At 70.0% G+C, this 15,011-nt stretch carries 18 protein-coding genes; 9 read left to right on the top strand and 9 right to left on the bottom strand.

The genetic code is table 11. The features are described from left to right. Nucleotides 1–10 precede the first annotated feature (10 nt). On the bottom strand, nucleotides 11–1,213 hold the full coding sequence (locus tag N8I87_RS39200; protein WP_263215676.1) for an erythromycin esterase family protein: 1,203 nt from the start codon (nucleotides 1,211–1,213) through the stop codon (nucleotides 11–13). Between the two features lie 69 nt (nucleotides 1,214–1,282). On the opposite strand from N8I87_RS39200, the gene N8I87_RS39195 reads away from it, so the two are divergent. Next, complete coding sequence (locus tag N8I87_RS39195; RefSeq protein ID WP_263216891.1) at nucleotides 1,283–2,014, top strand: TioE family transcriptional regulator; 732 nt, start codon at nucleotides 1,283–1,285, stop codon at nucleotides 2,012–2,014. Nucleotides 2,015–2,088: 74 nt separating this feature from the next. On the opposite strand, the gene N8I87_RS39190 is transcribed toward N8I87_RS39195, so the two are convergent. Beyond that, nucleotides 2,089–2,880 (bottom strand): COG4705 family protein, encoded by a 792-nt coding sequence (locus N8I87_RS39190; RefSeq protein ID WP_263215674.1) that lies wholly within the window; start codon nucleotides 2,878–2,880, stop codon nucleotides 2,089–2,091. Between the two features lie 336 nt (nucleotides 2,881–3,216). Here N8I87_RS39190 and N8I87_RS39185 point away from each other — a divergent pair, with 336 nt between their 5' ends. From N8I87_RS39185 to N8I87_RS39170, 4 genes are read left to right on the top strand one after another with little or no spacing between them, the layout of a single operon-like run. Next, nucleotides 3,217–4,164 (top strand): ABC transporter ATP-binding protein, encoded by a 948-nt coding sequence (locus tag N8I87_RS39185; RefSeq protein ID WP_263215673.1) that lies wholly within the window; start codon nucleotides 3,217–3,219, stop codon nucleotides 4,162–4,164. After that, entirely contained in the window at nucleotides 4,161–5,000 is an 840-nt protein-coding gene (locus tag N8I87_RS39180) for an ABC transporter permease (RefSeq protein ID WP_263215671.1), read from the top strand. Before N8I87_RS39185 ends, N8I87_RS39180 begins: the two co-directional genes overlap by 4 nt. A gap of 19 nt (nucleotides 5,001–5,019) precedes the next feature. Further along, on the top strand, nucleotides 5,020–6,363 hold the full coding sequence (locus N8I87_RS39175) for a sensor histidine kinase (RefSeq protein WP_411577341.1): 1,344 nt from the start codon (nucleotides 5,020–5,022) through the stop codon (nucleotides 6,361–6,363). Next, nucleotides 6,360–7,034, top strand: coding sequence for a response regulator (locus N8I87_RS39170; protein WP_263215670.1), 675 nt, complete (start codon nucleotides 6,360–6,362; stop codon nucleotides 7,032–7,034). Before N8I87_RS39175 ends, N8I87_RS39170 begins: the two co-directional genes overlap by 4 nt. Nucleotides 7,035–7,831: 797 nt before the next feature. Here N8I87_RS39170 and N8I87_RS39165 read toward each other — a convergent pair. From N8I87_RS39165 to fdxA, 7 genes are all read right to left on the bottom strand, one after another. Further along, the gene (locus N8I87_RS39165) at nucleotides 7,832–8,065 is read right to left on the bottom strand and encodes a hypothetical protein (protein ID WP_263215669.1); all 234 of its coding nucleotides are present in this window, start codon (nucleotides 8,063–8,065) and stop codon (nucleotides 7,832–7,834) included. Next, the gene (locus N8I87_RS39160; RefSeq protein WP_263215667.1) at nucleotides 8,062–8,868 is read right to left on the bottom strand and encodes a hypothetical protein; all 807 of its coding nucleotides are present in this window, start codon (nucleotides 8,866–8,868) and stop codon (nucleotides 8,062–8,064) included. Before N8I87_RS39160 ends, N8I87_RS39165 begins: the two co-directional genes overlap by 4 nt. Nucleotides 8,869–9,125: 257 nt before the next feature. After that, a complete protein-coding gene (locus N8I87_RS39155) occupies nucleotides 9,126–9,287 on the bottom strand; it encodes a hypothetical protein (RefSeq protein ID WP_263215665.1) in 162 nt (53 codons plus the stop codon). Between the two features lie 162 nt (nucleotides 9,288–9,449). Next, nucleotides 9,450–10,790 (bottom strand): PP2C family protein-serine/threonine phosphatase, encoded by a 1,341-nt coding sequence (locus tag N8I87_RS39150; protein WP_263215663.1) that lies wholly within the window; start codon nucleotides 10,788–10,790, stop codon nucleotides 9,450–9,452. Nucleotides 10,791–10,935: 145 nt separating this feature from the next. Next, nucleotides 10,936–11,364, bottom strand: a complete 429-nt coding sequence (locus N8I87_RS39145) for a hypothetical protein (RefSeq protein WP_263215662.1) — start codon at nucleotides 11,362–11,364, stop codon at nucleotides 10,936–10,938. Between the two features lie 52 nt (nucleotides 11,365–11,416). Then, entirely contained in the window at nucleotides 11,417–11,788 is a 372-nt protein-coding gene (locus N8I87_RS39140; protein WP_263215660.1) for a cupin domain-containing protein, read from the bottom strand. A 167-nt stretch (nucleotides 11,789–11,955) separates the two neighbouring features. Continuing rightward, entirely contained in the window at nucleotides 11,956–12,276 is a 321-nt protein-coding gene (gene fdxA / locus N8I87_RS39135; RefSeq protein WP_263215658.1) for a ferredoxin, read from the bottom strand. Between the two features lie 118 nt (nucleotides 12,277–12,394). Between fdxA and N8I87_RS39130 the strand changes: the two genes are divergently transcribed. The 4 genes from N8I87_RS39130 to N8I87_RS39115 all read left to right on the top strand — a co-directional run bounded on the left by N8I87_RS39130 (nucleotide 12,395) and on the right by N8I87_RS39115 (nucleotide 14,979). Beyond that, the gene (locus N8I87_RS39130; protein ID WP_263215656.1) at nucleotides 12,395–12,937 is read left to right on the top strand and encodes a hypothetical protein; all 543 of its coding nucleotides are present in this window, start codon (nucleotides 12,395–12,397) and stop codon (nucleotides 12,935–12,937) included. Beyond that, nucleotides 12,930–13,442 (top strand): hypothetical protein, encoded by a 513-nt coding sequence (locus N8I87_RS39125; RefSeq protein WP_263215654.1) that lies wholly within the window; start codon nucleotides 12,930–12,932, stop codon nucleotides 13,440–13,442. Before N8I87_RS39130 ends, N8I87_RS39125 begins: the two co-directional genes overlap by 8 nt. Nucleotides 13,443–13,730: 288 nt before the next feature. Then, nucleotides 13,731–14,135 (top strand): hypothetical protein, encoded by a 405-nt coding sequence (locus N8I87_RS39120; RefSeq protein ID WP_263215653.1) that lies wholly within the window; start codon nucleotides 13,731–13,733, stop codon nucleotides 14,133–14,135. 133 nt (nucleotides 14,136–14,268) lie between these two features. After that, a complete protein-coding gene (locus tag N8I87_RS39115) occupies nucleotides 14,269–14,979 on the top strand; it encodes a helix-turn-helix transcriptional regulator (protein ID WP_263215652.1) in 711 nt (236 codons plus the stop codon). Nucleotides 14,980–15,011: the final 32 nt, after the last annotated feature.

The raw sequence follows: 15,011 nt of genomic DNA, 5'->3' as shown, positions 1-15,011 counted from the left end.
AGCAGTAGGGCTAGATCTGTGGGACGTCCTTGACGAACACGATCGCATCGCTGTCCGCCAGGTGTGCCGGGTCGAGCGGGGCGTAGCCGAACCAAGGGGATACGCGGGGTGCGGGGCGCGTGTCGCCGAGGACGGTGGCCAGCCGCGGGGCGTCGATGACGTAGCGGTCCTCCGGGAGCGCGTACAGGAGTCCCTCGACGGTGTCCGGCGGTGGCGTGTCCACGCCCTGGTGCCGGATGGTGCCGAGGGCCGTCGCCACGAAGGCGTACTCCTCGCCGAGCCGGGCGCTCACCATCGCACCGGCGCTCCACCACTCCACCGGCCCCTCCCACATCTGCATCGAGCTCTTCACGCGCTGGAGGTGGGAGTTGTGGGCGTGGATGAGTGCCGGGCCCCGTTCGGCGAGGGCGAGGAGATTGTGGGCCATCATCTGGTCCCGCACGCCCACCAGCCGGGTCATGCGCGCCGGTGAGGTGTCGGCCATCCAGTAGTGGTAGCGCAGCAGGCCGGTGGCGGTGCGCCCGTACAGGCGTGCCCGGTCCCAGTCGTCCCGCGAGGTTGCCGCGATGAGGTGTGGCGTCTGTTCGTCGAGCAGCGCCACCAGGTCGTCGGCGAGCAGCCGCAGCTGACCGGCCTCGGCCGACCGCCCCACGGACTGGGCCGGGTCCATCATCGCGGCGGGATCGGTCCACCGGTCGTCGGTGCCGAGCAGGAGGTGGAGTGTTTCCGCCGTGCCGGGGAGCAGGTCCGCCTTCACCTGGCCCGAGAGGTAGCGGTGGAGTGCGGTGAGGGCCTGCCGGGGGCTCGCGGCGCCGGTGATTTCCAGCGGGCCGTCGAAACCGGCGAAGCGGAGCCGTTCGGACGCGGGCCGGCCGTCGTTGTGGGCGCGCATCCAGCGCACGAGTTCGCGGTTGGCCGCAAAGGTGCCCCAGCCATGACCGAATCCGTGCTCCATGACCTCGTCGAGGGTGCCCGTGCCCGAGGTGACGTAGTCGTCCACGACCAGGCCCTTCATGCAGTCGCTCTCGATCGCGATCGTCCGGTAGCCCTCCTGCTCGACGAGCTGCCGGACGAGGTCGTTGCGCAGCTCGAGCAGCGTGTCCTCGCCGTGGGTGGGCTCGCCCAGGGCGAGCAGCCGGGGCCGGGCCGGGAGCAGCCTCATGATGGCGGCAGCCTCCACGGCCTGGACGGTGTCCTTGATGTCGGTAGCCATGCCTTCAACGGTATCGTTGAACCTTCGGTTGAAACTTTGCCGCGATATCGTCGGTCCATGGGGCGAAACCTGGGGCCAAACCTTCAAAGCGGCGAGCGGCTGAGGCCGGTTGATCTGGCGCGCGGGCACGGTCTGTCCACGCAGGCGGTCAGGAACTACGAGGAGGCCGGCATCCTTCCTGCCGCCGGTCGCACACCCCACGGCTACCGCACCTATACGCCGCTGCACGCGCGAGCCCTGCGCGCCTTTCTCGCCCTGGTGCCCGGCCATGGTCACCCGACGGCGACGTCGATCATGCGGGCGGTGAACGAGGGTGCGGTCGACGAGGCGTTCCGTCTCATCGACGAGAGCCACGCCCAGCTTCTTGACGACCGCCGGACCCTCCAGGCCGTGGAACGCGCTCTACGCGATCTGGAGCCCACCACGGCGTCCCACCCCGACACCCCGTCCGGGCCCGACGGCACGTTCATCGGGCCGCTGGCGGAGAAGCTCGGAATCCGACCCGCGACGCTGCGCAAATGGGAGCGTGCCGGACTGGTGCGCCCGCGCCGCGACCCGCTGACCGGGTACCGCGTCTACGACGAGTCCGACGTGCGGGACGCCCGGCTGGCCCACCAACTCAGGCGCGGCGGCTACCTGCTGGAGCAGATCGCCCCGCTGATCGCCCAGGTGCACGCGGCCGGCGGGCTGGAACCGCTGGAGGCCGCACTGGGCGACTGGCGCGGCCGGCTGTCCGCCCGGGGGCGTGCGCTGCTGGCCGGGGCCGCCGAGCTGGAGGCGTACCTCCGCGAGCGCGGATGAGACGTCGGCGGTCAACGGATCGGCCCAACACAGCCGGCTCACGACGCGCGCCGCCCATCGCTCAGCCCTGGCCGTCAGACCGCCTGGCCACCCGACACGTCCTCACGGGAGATGGCCAGGTAACCCACGAAGCACACGATCGCCACCGTCCAGGCGAGGGTCACCGGACCCAGCCCCAGTCCGAGCCCGCCCCGGGCGTGGCCGAGGGCCATCCAGTCGGCAAGGGAGGCGCCGAGGGGACGGGTGATCACGTAGGCGGTCCAGAAAGCGGTCACGGCGTTCAGGCCGGCGAAGCGATGGGCAACCGCGGGCACGCAGATCGCGGCGGCGAAGAGGGCGACAGAGCCGAGGTATCCGAAGCCGACGGTGGCCGTCAGGTCGCCGGCCGCCGTACCGAGGGCGAACGTGGCGAGAACGGCCGCCCAGTAGAAGGCCTCGCGGCGACGGGTGCGGATGCTGAGGATCGACAGGGTGCGCTCACTGGCGTACCAAAGGGCGAATACGGCGACCAGCGCGGTGAGGAAGAGCGGTGTGGACACCGTGTAGGAGATGCCGAGGCCGATGTGCAGGACGTCGGCCGCCATCGTGCCGAACACGCTGACCATGACGACGGCGGTCCAGTAGACCCATGCGACGTACCGGCGGACGGTGAGCTGAACGGCCAGGGAGACCACGAGGGCCAGACCACCGAGCGCGACCGCTGGTACCGGGCCGAGCAGACGGGCCAGCAAGTCCGACGCCGTCTCGCCCATGCCCGTGGTCAGCACTTTGGTGATCCAGAAGTAGACGGTCACTTCCGGCACCTTGTTGGCCATGGCACGGAGGGAGGCGAGGGGGCGGTCATCGAGAAGGTGCTCTGTGGTCATGACGCGCACGATGACACGGTGAAGTCCCGGTGCCACAGGTGCCTTTGCCATTGTTTTGAGGCCTCTAATACATGAGTTTCAAAACCCTGCCCGCAGTCTGACCGCAACCTGAACGCCTTGACGAAATCCCTGGTCAGGCTGGTTGAGCCAGTGATAGGCGTGGGCTTTGGCATGTCTCACCCCGCCCCCGATGCCGGCTCGGCGTGGCGTAGTACCGCGGTACCACCAAAGCGCCCGGGTTCAGCCTCCGGTACCACCGATCCGGGCGATGCCGAGCTTAGGTTGTGGGTGTGGCGTCGGACCCGACGGACGCCGAGCCCGAGAGAAAGAGCGCCAATGATCGACGCACGGCAGCTGACCAAGAGGTACGGGGAGAAGACAGCCGTCGACGGCCTGGAATTTGTCGTGAAACCGGGCACGGTGACCGGCTTTCTGGGCCCCAACGGAGCGGGCAAGTCCACCACGATGCGCATGATCGTCGGGCTGGACGCTCCCACGAGCGGCTCCGTCACGGTGAACGGCCAACGCTACGCCCGGCACCGTGCGCCGCTGCAGGAGGTCGGCGCGCTGCTGGAGGCCAAGTCGATTCACCCCGGCCGTTCGGCCTACAACCACCTCAGGGCACTGGCGCTGACCCATGGCATCCCACGCCGCCGAGTGGACGAAGTCATCGACCTTGCCGGGCTCGGCAGCATGGCCAAGAAGCGCGCCGGCGCCTTCTCCCTGGGAATGGGCCAGCGGCTCGGCATAGCCGCGGCACTCCTGGGCGACCCGCAGACGGTGATGCTGGACGAACCCGTCAACGGGCTGGATCCCGAAGGAGTGCTCTGGATCCGCAACCTGCTGACGTCGCTCGCCGAGGACGGACGCACGGTGTTCGTGTCGTCGCATCTGATGAGCGAGGTCGCGCTGGTGGCGGACCACCTGATCATCGTCGGGCGCGGCCGGCTGCTGGCCGATACGACCGTACGGGACCTGGTCCGCGAGGCGGGCGGCGACACCGTGCGGGTGGCCACGCAGGACCCGGCGCGGTTGAGGGACATCCTGGCGGGGCCGGGCGTCGACATCACGGGGCACATCGGTTCAGAGGAGTTGCAGGTCACCGGGCTGACCGCGCGCGAGATCGGCCTGAAGGCCGCCGAGCACGGGATCGCGCTGTTCGAACTGAGCACGCGCCAGGTGCCGCTCGAGGAGGCGTTCATGAATCTGACCAGGGATGCCGTGGAGTACCACGGCTCCACGACCGGCGCCGAGACCGTCGAGGCCCTCGGGAGGCCGGCATGAGCACCCTCACCACGGCCCCGGAAGCGCCTCCGACCGCGACCGCTCGCCCCGCCTACCGGGTGACCGGACGGCGTGTGCTCGCCTCGGAGTGGGCCAAACTCTGGACCCTGCGGTCGACCTGGATCACGCTGGGACTCGGGCTGCTGTTCCTCGTCGCGTTCGGGCTGATCGCCGCGAGCCGCTACAAGTCCGGGATCGGCTCCAGCCACATGGACCGGGACTTCGCTCGTTCGACCGCCGTGAGCCTGTCGCTCTTCGGTACGAACTTCACCCAGCTGGCCCTGGGTGTCCTCGGCGTGCTGATCACAGCGGGTGAGTATTCGACCGGCATGATCCGATCCACCCTGGCGGCGGTGCCACGCCGGCTCCCGGTGCTGTGGTCGAAGGCGGCCGTGTTCGGCCTGGTGGCGCTGGTCACCGGCACGCTCGGCGTGTTCGCCGCCTTCCTGTTCGGCAGCCGGATCGTCTCCGGCACGCCCGCGGCCATGGACTTCTCACATGCCGGAGTCGTACGGAGCCTGCTGGGAGCCGGGCTCTACCTCGGTCTGGTCGGCGTGATCGGCACGGCCTTGGGCGCTCTGCTGCGCTCGGTGGCCGGCGGCATCTCGGTACTGGTCGCCACGCTGATGCTGATCCCCGGACTGGTCTCCCTGTTGCCCAGCTCATGGCAGGACGACATCAGCCCCTATCTGCCGAGCAACGCGGGCGAATCGATGTTCGCGCTGACTCACGACGCCACCAGCCTGTCCCCTGGGTCCGGTCTGTTGGTCTTCCTCGGCTGGACCGCGCTGGCACTGTCCGGGGCGGCATACAGGCTGCTGCGCAGCGACGCCTGACGCCCTGCATGATGATCAGATGACCACCACGACCACCGCGGCTTCGGAGGCCACCACGGCCTCCGAAGCCACCGCGCCCGTCGAAGACCTCGACGGGATGGGACCGCTGGTCGCCCGCCTGTCCCGGGCCGGCCAGCGGCTGCGGCAGGCGGACCTGGCACATCCGTGGGTGCTGGACACCGCGGTGGTGGCACTGGTCTTCCTGATGTTCTGCTTGCCGGACCTGCTGCACACCGTCAGCGGTGACGGCGACGGCCCGCGGCGCTTCCGCCTCGCGTTCACCCGGCTTCCCGTCGTGGGGATGCTGGTGCTGCAGACCGGGCTCGTAGTGCCCTTGTTGTGGCGCCGCCGCGCACCGGCGGTCGCCTTCGGCGCCGTAACGACCGTGTTCGTCCTCCAGTGGTCGCTGGGTGCCGCGCTGCGCGCGGACATCTCCCTGTTCATCGCCTTGTACAGTCTCGCCCTGCATGGACGGATGCGGCAGCTGCCCTGGGCCTGCGGGGTCATGGCAGGGGCGATGGTGCTGGTCGCGGTGCGGGTGTCGGTGGCTGTCCCGGTCTGGGACGCACTGTTCTTCCTCCTGAGCACGGCAACCGCGGCCCTCGCGCTCGGCCTGATGGTACGCATTCGCCGAGCCCAGCTCGCGGGGCTTCGGGACCGGGCGGCCCGTCTGGAGATCGAACGCGACCAGCGCAGCCGACTCGCCGCCGCGGCCGAACGAGCCCGGGTGGCCCGCGAAATGCACGACATCGTGGGCCACAACCTGTCCGTCATCATCACCCTCGCCGACGCGGGGGCCTACGCCACCGCCGTCGCTCCGGAGCGGGGCAGGGAAGCCCTTCTCCTCGTCGGCGACACGGGTCGGCAGGCCCTCGGCGAACTGAGACGCGTACTCAGCGTCCTGCGGGAGGCGTCGGACGGCCCGCAGGACGGACCCGAGCTCAGCCCGCAACCCGGCCTCACGGACATCGACGCGCTCTGCGAAGGGGTGCGCGCCGCGGGCCTGTCGGTCGTCTACCGGACCGCCGGGGACGTGGACGCTCTCGACAGCGGGGTACAGCTGACGGTCTACCGCATCGTTCAGGAAGCCCTGACGAACACGCTCAAGCACTCCGGAGCCGGCACCCGGGTGAACCTGTCGATCGTCGTCGAGGACACTGACCTGACCGTCAGGGTTCAGGACACCGGTCCGGCCGATGCGAGGGCCATGCGTCCTGGTCCGGCGAACGAGGAAGGACACGGTCTGGTGGGCATGCGAGAACGTACGGCTCTCTACCGCGGGACCCTGAGCGCGGGTCCCGCCGGCCGCGGATGGGCAGTACGGGCCACCCTCAACCTCGTGTCCCCGGGCGGTGCTCAGTGACCACCGTACTCATCGTGGACGACCAGCCGCTGCAGCGTTACGGCTTCCGCATGCTGCTCAACTCGGTCCCCGAGACAGAGGTCGTCGGTGAGGCCGCCCATGGCGCGGAGGCGGTCCGTATGGCGGCCGAACTCCGCCCCGACGTCGTCCTCATGGACGTCCGCATGCCCGGCATGGACGGTATCGAGGCCACCCGCCGCATCACCGCCGCGGGCGACCGGTCCCGCGTCCTCGTGCTCACCACGTTCGACCTCGACGAATACGTCCACGCCGCCCTGCGCGCCGGAGCGAGCGGCTTCCTCCTCAAGGACGCCCGCCCGGAAGAGCTTCTCTCCGGCATCCGTGCCGTTTCCGTCGGCGATGCCGTGATCGCTCCCGCGCTCACCCGCCGCCTGCTGCACGAGTTCGCCCAACTGGTGCCCCGTTCGGGTGGCCTCACCGAGGATCCGAGACTGGGCAGCCTCACCGACCGGGAACGCGAGATCCTCGTCGCCATCGGCAAGGGCTGGACCAACAACGAGATCGCCTCGCACTTCGTCCTGTCCGAGTCCACCGTGAAGACTCACGTCGGACGGGTGCTGGCCAAGATCGGCGCACGCGACCGCATCCAGGCCGTGATCTTCGCCTACGACCATGGCCTGGCCCTGCCCCATGCCGGGAGTGCCGACTGAGACTTCGCGATGCGATGCCGGATGCGGCGGTGTCAGCGCCGCCCCTGTCACGGGCTTCAGCGGATGCCGGAGTCGAAGGGGATGACGATCGCGGGGCGGATGGTGTAGGTGCCCGGCGGCAGCCGGGCGGCGGGGTGGCGGTGGTGAAGGCGACGTCGTCGTAGAGCGTGTAGGTGGCGTCGCCGGTGTAGTTGTCGTCGTGGCTGACGAGTTTGAGGGTGTAGCTGTGTCCGGCGGTCACGGGCGACGTGGCCTGCTTCCAGCCCAGGCCGCTGGTGCACGTCTTGGCCAGCACGGTGGTCGTCGTGCCGGCGGTGGTGTGGGGGAGGGTGGCCGTGGCCCAGTCGTAGGTGACCGTGTCCGGGCAGGTGACGCTGTACCAGAACGACAGCGGGCCGGCGCCGGTCGGCGCGGTGAAGGTCTGGGCGATCGACGAGTCGCCGTTGGTCGACGTCCCGCCGACGTGGGCGGCGTAAGTTCCGCTGTGTGCACCGGAGTTGACCACGGAGGTGGAGCCTGTGCTCGTCCAGCCGGTCAGGCTGCCGGACTCGAAGCCACCCTTGCCGACGTCGGCGAGCGCCTGATGCGAGGTGAGCAGAAGGCCGCCCAAGGAGACGAGGACGGTGGTGGCGGTTGCGACGGATCTACGTAATACGGTGCGCGACATGAGAAGACCCCTTGTCGTCGAGGGGGGTGCGCCCCGGGCGGGGCGTCTGAGAGGGGGTGGACCGCCGAAGGAGGCTCGGCGATCCACCCCGAGGACGACGCTTGGGAACCGACCTCTGTCCTGACGCGGGTCAGGACACGGTCACGTCGTCGTAGTGGGTGCACGTGGCGTCACCCGTGTAGTTGTCGTCGTGGCTGATGAGCGTGAGCGTGTAGCTGTGCCCGGCGGTGACCGACGCGGTCTTCTTGACCCAGCCGGAGGACGACACACAGGTCTTGGTGAGCACCGTGGTGGTCGTGCCCGTGGTGTTGTCCTTTAGCGTGGCCGTGGCCCAGTCGTAGGTGACCGTGTCCGGGCAGGTCACGTGTAGTAGAGGCCGAGCGTGCTGATCCCGGACGGCGCCGTGAAGGTCTGGGCGATCGACGAGTCGCCGTTGGTCGGTGAGGTGCCGCCGACCCGGGCCGCGTAGGTGCCGCTGTGCGCCCCGGAGTTCACCACCGTCGTGGTGCCCGCCGAGGTCCAGCCGGTCAGACTGCCCGCCTCGAAGCCGCCGTTGGTGATCCCGCCGCCGCTGCCGGAGCTGACCGTCAGGGTGTAGGTGGCGGTGTGCGTGGCCGAGGAGCCCGTGCCGGTGACGGTGATGTTGCACGTCCCCGCAGGCGTCGAGGATGACGTGGCCACGGTCAGCGTGGATGAGTTGCCCGCGGTGACCGAGGTCGGGTTGCAGGTGGCGGTCGCCCCGCTGGGCAGGCCGGACGCCGACAGGCTCACCGACTGAGCCGTACCGGACGTCACCGCCGTCGACACCGTGGTGGTCGCCGACGCCCCGGCGGTCACGCCGGCGGAAGCCGGGCTGACGGAGACCGAGAAGTCGTTCGTCGCCGTGGAGCCGCAGTTGTGGGTGATCGCGATCTCGTCGGGGTTGGCCGGGTTGATCGCGATGGACGGTTCGCCGCGGCCACCGCCCGTGCCCGTGGTGGCGGAAGCGTCCACGTCGATGACGAACGCCCCCACGGCCCCGGGGAGTTGCCGCGGGCGCACCGACCGCGGGCGTGCGGTTCCGTGAGGGACGGTGAGATCCGGCGGGATGCTGCTGAGGTATTGCTGTTCGGATGCCGAAGGCACCGGCGGCTGAGTGGCGGCCCGGGCCCGGACGGGCAGGTTCACCGAAGCGACGCTCAGCCGTGCAGGCAGCGATGAGTGCATTTCTGAGCACGGAAGGTGACCGCCCGGGCGTGGGCGAAGGTGGAACGGCGTCCACGTGCGAATCCCCTCGTCGAGAGATGCGAGCGATCAGCAGCGTGGCCGCGAGTCCACGGGTCCACAGGTCCACGGCAGGAGCGGCACGGGCACGGCGGGAGCCACTCATATGCCGAAGGAACTCCATCCCCTCGGCCGAAGGGCGTGCCGTCCGGGCGTCGGATTCAGTGCGCGCTGGGAATGATCGGTGTCGCCGAGGCCGTCGAGCCGGCGTGCGCCTCTGCCTGCCGGCCGATGCCGAGGATGTCCTCGGTGATGCGGTACGACCCGGGCGACAGGGTGAAGGAGAACGACCCGTCCGGCGGCGCGGTGACCGTGCTCGCCACTACGTGCCCGCGTTGGTCATGCGCCGGCCGACGCCGGCCCGCACAGCGCCACCGCCGGGGCCCTGTTCGTCCATCCGGCCATCGGTCGAACACCTCCGCCCCAGCACGGTCCCTGGACCTCGGAAAGCGGGAGCCGCGGCCTACCCGGCCTGCCCGTCGGCGTCAGCAAGCCGGGGGCGTATCTGTCACCGTGTCGAGCCGTCCAGGGGGGGTGCGCAGGGCAAGCACGGCCACATCGTCGTCGAACACCTTTGGGCTTCGGCTGATCAGAGCGTCGCACAGGTCCTCCAGCGGGGCCCTGGCCAGGCGGGCGGCCTGTTCGGCCAGGTCGCTCAGTCCGGTGTCGATGTCCTGGTCGCGGCGCTCGACCAGCCCGTCGGTGAACAGCAGCAGGGTGTTGCCCGGCGGGAAGGGGTGTTCGTGGCTGAACCGGGGGACGGACGCATCGATACCCACCGGGATCCCGTGCCGGGCGGGCGCCAGGTAGCGCGTGCTCCCGTCCGCACCGACCAGCAGCGGCGGCGGATGCCCGGCGTTGCTCCAGCCGAAGGTGTACCCCTCGCCCTCTCCACGGCCACGCTCGATGCGCCCGAACACCAGGGTGGCCGTGGGCGGGTCCTCGAACATCATCAGGGCGTGGTCGAGTCGGGACACGACCAGGCCGGGCGGCCCGCAGCGGTCGAGGGCGACCGCCCGCAGCATGCTGCGGATCTGCCCCATCAGCGGGGCGGCCTCCACGTCGTGGCCGGTCACGTCGCCCACCACCACACAGGTGGCACCGTCGGGCAGGACCATGGCGTCGTACCAGTCCCCGCCCAGTCTGAGCAGTTCGGAGGCGGGTTCATAACGGGCGGCGGCCTCAAGTGGCGCCAGGTCGGGAATGACGGGCAGCATACGGCGCTGGAAGTGCTCGGCGGCGCGTTTGAGGCGCTCGTACAGGCGGGCGTTCTCGAGGCTGACACCGGCGGCGCTCGCCAACGCCGTCAGCAGGCCCTCGTCGTCGTCATCGAAGGGCGTACCGTCCATCTTGTCGGCGACGTAGAGGTCACCGTAGAGCGTGCCGCGCACCATGAGCGGAACGCCCATCAGGGTCCGCATGACCGGATGTCCGGACGGAAAGCCGGCCGAACGAGGGTCCTCGTCCACCTCCGCCACCCGCAACGGCTCCCGGTCGTCCAGCATGGTGTGCAGCAGGCCATGGCCCTGCGGCAGGCCCAAGGCGGCGCACAGCTGCGGGTCGTCGATGCCCACGGTGATCAGGTCGGTGACCTGGCCGCTTTCGGAGAGCACACCCAGTGCCCCGTAGCGCGCGCCGAGAAGGTCGGTGGCCGCTTCCACGATGCGCTGCAGCACGGTGCGGGTGTCCAGATTGACGCTGACGGCCACGACACCGTCCAGCAGGTGCCGCAGCTGGTACCGATCCAGAGCACGCTGCGGCGGCCGCGCGGCCACGCCGTCCCGGGCCTGGCCCCGTCCCTGCTGGAGCCACGGGTTGTGCGCCATGGTGCTTCCTCCTGGCGCCGTCGGGCACCGTCATCATGTCGCCCTGCCTTGTCACACTACGCGCTCGCCTGGTCGGAAGCAGGCCACAGCGGCGCGCCGCCCCGGGAGAGGGCCCCGGCACGGGAGGGCCGACCATGCGGGCGGGCTACTGCGCCAGCAGGCTGATCCCCAGCACCGTCAGGGTGATGACCTTGGCGATCTCGAAGGCCACGTAGTACACGTGCCCGCGCGAGCGGGGCAGGTCCTCCCCGGCAAGAACCTTGTCCGACCTGCGGTTCAACCGCGGGCGGACCACCCCCAACTGCACGGCGAGCAGCACCGCCACGACGGCGGTGAGCACCACGACGGCTGTGGGCGGGCCGCCGACGGCCACGGCCGCGACGACGACGGCGGCCAGGACGGCCTCGACGAGGTTCAGCGCACGGAAGACCAGGCGGCCGATACCCAGCCCGATGGGGATGGTCACCCCGGGGGCGCGGAACTTCAGCGGCGCCTCCAGGAAGGAGATCGCCAGCACCATTCCGAGCCAGAGGAAGGTGACCGCCCCCGCGGTCGCGGCCGCCATGGTGTTCATCGATGCGTGGCCTCTCTGTCGTACCGAAGGACGGCTGTCGGGGTGTGGTGGATCAGGCCTGCGGCCAAGATGCCAGCCGGTCCGCGAACTCCGGTGGCGAGACTACGACCATGAGCGAGGCGGGCTCCGCACCGGGGTTGGCCAGGCTGACGCGCTCGCCGACTCCGATGTGGGCGGCGGCTGTACCGGCCGTCAGGGTCCAGACCCGGCCTTCGTGGTGCACCTCGACGGCCCCGGCCACGGGGATCAGCACGACCTGTGAGGCGCCGTGCTCGTGTTCGGCCATGGTGGTGCCCGCGGCCAGTTCCACGTGGAGGACGGCGACCTGGTCGGAGATCTCCTCAGTGGTGAGCAGGGCCGCGGTCGGTCCACCGGGCACGGGCGCGCGGCGGCGCGGGGAGGTAGCGATCTCGGCGACGTGCATGAGATTCCTTCTTCGGTAAGGGTGATGCGGCCTTCGGCATGCGGGTCATACGGCGTGCGGAGCGGGCGGGACTGCGCGGCCACTGCGCGGCGACTGTGCGCCCCAGCGGGCCGGGCGGGTGCCGGGTCGGCGAACCGTCCCGGCCCGCTGGGCGGATTTCGGCGCTCTCACTCTCCCTGCGGCGGCAGAGCGGCGATGAGCGGATGGTCGCGCTCGATCAACCCCAGCTTGGCCGCACCGCCGGGAGACCCGAGAGAGTCGAAGAACTCGACGTTCGCCCGGGTGTACTCACTCCACTCGGCCGGTACGTCCTCCTCGTAGAAGATCGCCTCGACCGGGCAGACCGGCTCGCACGCCCCGCAGTCCACACATTCGTCCGGGTGGATGTACAGCGACCGCTCTCCCTCGTAGATGCAGTCCACGGGGCACTCTTCGACGCACGCCTTGTCCTTCACATCCACACAAGGCTGCGCGATCACATAGGTCATCGGCGCACCTCCTCTCTTCCTCGCTTCGGCAGAGGTTTCCAGCACGAGGTTTCTACGAATAATACATGTAATAATTGACCGCGTCCGTTCGGGGCGAGGCAGGAGAAGGGGCAGAGCCATGACGCTGACGTCCGAGGTCTTCATCCAGGCAACCGAGACCGACCCGGCCATCCAGGCCCGGGCCGTGATCCGCGGCGGCCAGCAACGGCTGCTCGCCGCGCTGCGGCCCAAGGTCGCGCTGCTGACCGAACTGGACCTGGGCACCGACGCCCGGGAGGCGGCCCTGGCGACCCTGACCGACTTCTGCACCGGCCCGGTACGCCGCTACCTGAACGCCACCGACCGGGCCCTGTACACCCCCGCGGCGGGTTCCCCGGAAACCCGCCTGCTCATCCGAGCCCTGCGCACCGCCGCGACCGCACTGGACCAGGACATCGACACCCTCGCGAGCATGGACAACGCACACCGCGCGAAGGCCATCGCCCAGAGCATCGAGGCGCACCTGACCACCCACCTCGCGGTTGAGCAGACCGTGCTCCTACCCGCCCTGGCCGAACTGTCAGGCGGCAAACTCGCCGTCCTGGCCGCGAACTTCACGACTCTCATCGACGTCGAACGCCTCGACCAGCACCGCAGCGGACGGGTCACTCCTGATGACTGACGCACCCACCACCACGACCGGCATCAACAGTCCTCCTTCCGACCGTACTTGGGCCACGCCCGCACCGAGTCTGCTGTGCGACACGCGGGCCCTCACCGTCCTCGCCGCGGCACCGGCCGGAGAACTGTGGAGACTGGCCGCACCCGGCCGCGAACTCGACGCCGGCATCACCCACCTGCTGCCTGGGCAACACGTGAACACCCACACCGAAGAGGACCCGGACGTTCTCCTGCTGATCCTGGCCGGAGACGCCACCGTCCCCACCGCGGACGGGCCGCAACATCTGGCCGAGGGAACGCTGCTGTGGCTGCCACACGGCTCCGCCGCAGGCCTCACAGCAGGTGGGAACGGCCTGTCCTGCCTGAGGATCCACCGAAGCCCTGCCGGCACACCGACTCGCACACCGACTCGCACACAGCAGAGCACTCCGCGACCGCTTCCCGGCACATCCCCCGCTTCACCGGACGACACGACACAGGCCGACTGGCTCAAGTGGCTCTGCTAGCAGAGCGCTTGACCGCTCCCCCGAGGGTGGCAACCGCTCCCCCGAGGGCGGGAGGGGACAGCACACGACTCTCCGTCGACGACGCCGACCACACGCCGTTTTGACGAAGAATCGCGTAATAATTGCCGAGGATCCGGAAGCAACAGCCCCGGCGAGAAGAAGGAGGATGATCACGCGTGCCACCCGCCGCAGAGGTGTACATCCGTGCAACCGACAGCGACCCGGACGTCCGGGCACAGGCCGTCGTCGAGGAAACCCACCGGCACCTGCCGGAACGGCCGGCCGACGATGCCTGAGACGCCGACCACCGGACAGCCGGACGAGGCGGCCGTGGCACGCCTGCTGTGCGACGTACGAGCCCTCACCGGCCAACTCCCCGAATCCGCAGGCGTCCTGTGGAAGCTTGCCGAGTCCGGCCGCCAGCTCGACGCCAACCTGGTCAGGCTGTCCGCCGGCGAGCGCATCGGCACCCACGCCGAGCCCGACCTGGACGTCCTGGTCCTCATCGTCACCGGCGACGGCGTGATGGACACTCCCGAAGGAGCGCAGCCGCTGACCGAGGGAGGGCTCCTGTGGCTGCCGCACGGTTCGACACGCAGCATCACCGCGGGACCCGGCGGCCTGGCCTACGTGACCGTGCACCGCCGCCGCCCCGGCATGCAGATCCGCCGCCGCTCCGATGTCACCCCATGACGGCACACCCGCAAGGAACCCGTGGGCCCGGCCCGGCCGGGCCGGGCCCAACGAGCAGTGACCGAGCCGACGGCGGGATACAGGTGACGAATTTCTCTCGTTTCTACGACACACATTGGGTAAAATTGGCGAAATGAGCGAGCAGACGTTGCATGATCCGACCGATCCTCCCACCGTGGGCGAGAGCCGGGCCCATGTACTCGACGTCCTGCGCGCCACGCCTGAGGCGGTGGGCGTACGGGAGATCGCCGAGCAGACGGGCCTGCACTCCAACACGGCCCGGTTCCACCTCGACACGCTGGTCAAGGACGGGCTCGCCGAGCGCAGTACCGAAGGGCGCGGCCGGCCGGGCAGGCCCCGCACCGTCTACCGCGCCGCCGCCTCCTCCTCCCAGGTACCGGCAGGCCGCCGCAGCTACCAGCTACTGGCCCAGATGCTCACCGGCCTCGTCACCGAGGCACTGCCGCAACCGGGACAGGCCGCGGTCAACGCCGGGGAGGCATGGGGCCGCTACCTCGCCGACACCCCCTCCCCCACCCAGCGCATCGACACCGAGGAGGCCATCCGGCGACTGACCCAAGTGCTCGCGGACGTCGGCTTCGCCCCCGGCGCCGTCCAGGACCAGCCCGACCCGGTCATCCCGCTGCGCCACTGCCCGTTCCGGGAAATCGCGGAGGAACACCGCGATGTGGTGTGCTCCCTGCACCTGGGCCTCATGCGCGGCGCCCTGAAGGAAGTACGCGCCCCGCTGGGCGTCGACCGGCTGGAGCCGTTCGTCGAGCCCTCACTGTGCCTGGCTCACCTCACACCCGCGGAACAGCACCGAGCGGACCGCACCGCCTGAGGCCGCGCCGTGCCACCCGGCGCCGCCTCCGA

It is taken from the genome of Streptomyces sp. HUAS 15-9 (genome assembly GCF_025642155.1).
GTDB lineage: Bacteria > Actinomycetota > Actinomycetes > Streptomycetales > Streptomycetaceae > Streptomyces.
This window is presented reverse-complemented; position numbering and strand designations above follow the sequence as displayed.

What these genes read in the sequence shown, in the direction of transcription:
- fdxA (WP_263215658.1), bottom strand. Translation starts at nt 12,276, where the DNA reads ATGACCTATGTGATCGCGCAGCCTTGTGTGGATGTGAAGGACAAGGCG.
- N8I87_RS39115 (WP_263215652.1), top strand. Translation starts at nt 14,269, where the DNA reads ATGAGCGAGCAGACGTTGCATGATCCGACCGATCCTCCCACCGTGGGC.
- N8I87_RS39175 (WP_411577341.1), top strand. Translation starts at nt 5,020, where the DNA reads ATGACCACCACGACCACCGCGGCTTCGGAGGCCACCACGGCCTCCGAA.
- N8I87_RS39180 (WP_263215671.1), top strand. Translation starts at nt 4,161, where the DNA reads ATGAGCACCCTCACCACGGCCCCGGAAGCGCCTCCGACCGCGACCGCT.
- N8I87_RS39125 (WP_263215654.1), top strand. Translation starts at nt 12,930, where the DNA reads ATGACTGACGCACCCACCACCACGACCGGCATCAACAGTCCTCCTTCC.
- N8I87_RS39185 (WP_263215673.1), top strand. Translation starts at nt 3,217, where the DNA reads ATGATCGACGCACGGCAGCTGACCAAGAGGTACGGGGAGAAGACAGCC.
- N8I87_RS39120 (WP_263215653.1), top strand. Translation starts at nt 13,731, where the DNA reads ATGCCTGAGACGCCGACCACCGGACAGCCGGACGAGGCGGCCGTGGCA.
- N8I87_RS39145 (WP_263215662.1), bottom strand. Translation starts at nt 11,364, where the DNA reads ATGAACACCATGGCGGCCGCGACCGCGGGGGCGGTCACCTTCCTCTGG.
- N8I87_RS39200 (WP_263215676.1), bottom strand. Translation starts at nt 1,213, where the DNA reads ATGGCTACCGACATCAAGGACACCGTCCAGGCCGTGGAGGCTGCCGCC.
- N8I87_RS39130 (WP_263215656.1), top strand. Translation starts at nt 12,395, where the DNA reads ATGACGCTGACGTCCGAGGTCTTCATCCAGGCAACCGAGACCGACCCG.
- N8I87_RS39150 (WP_263215663.1), bottom strand. Translation starts at nt 10,790, where the DNA reads ATGGCGCACAACCCGTGGCTCCAGCAGGGACGGGGCCAGGCCCGGGAC.
- N8I87_RS39140 (WP_263215660.1), bottom strand. Translation starts at nt 11,788, where the DNA reads ATGCACGTCGCCGAGATCGCTACCTCCCCGCGCCGCCGCGCGCCCGTG.
- N8I87_RS39190 (WP_263215674.1), bottom strand. Translation starts at nt 2,880, where the DNA reads ATGACCACAGAGCACCTTCTCGATGACCGCCCCCTCGCCTCCCTCCGT.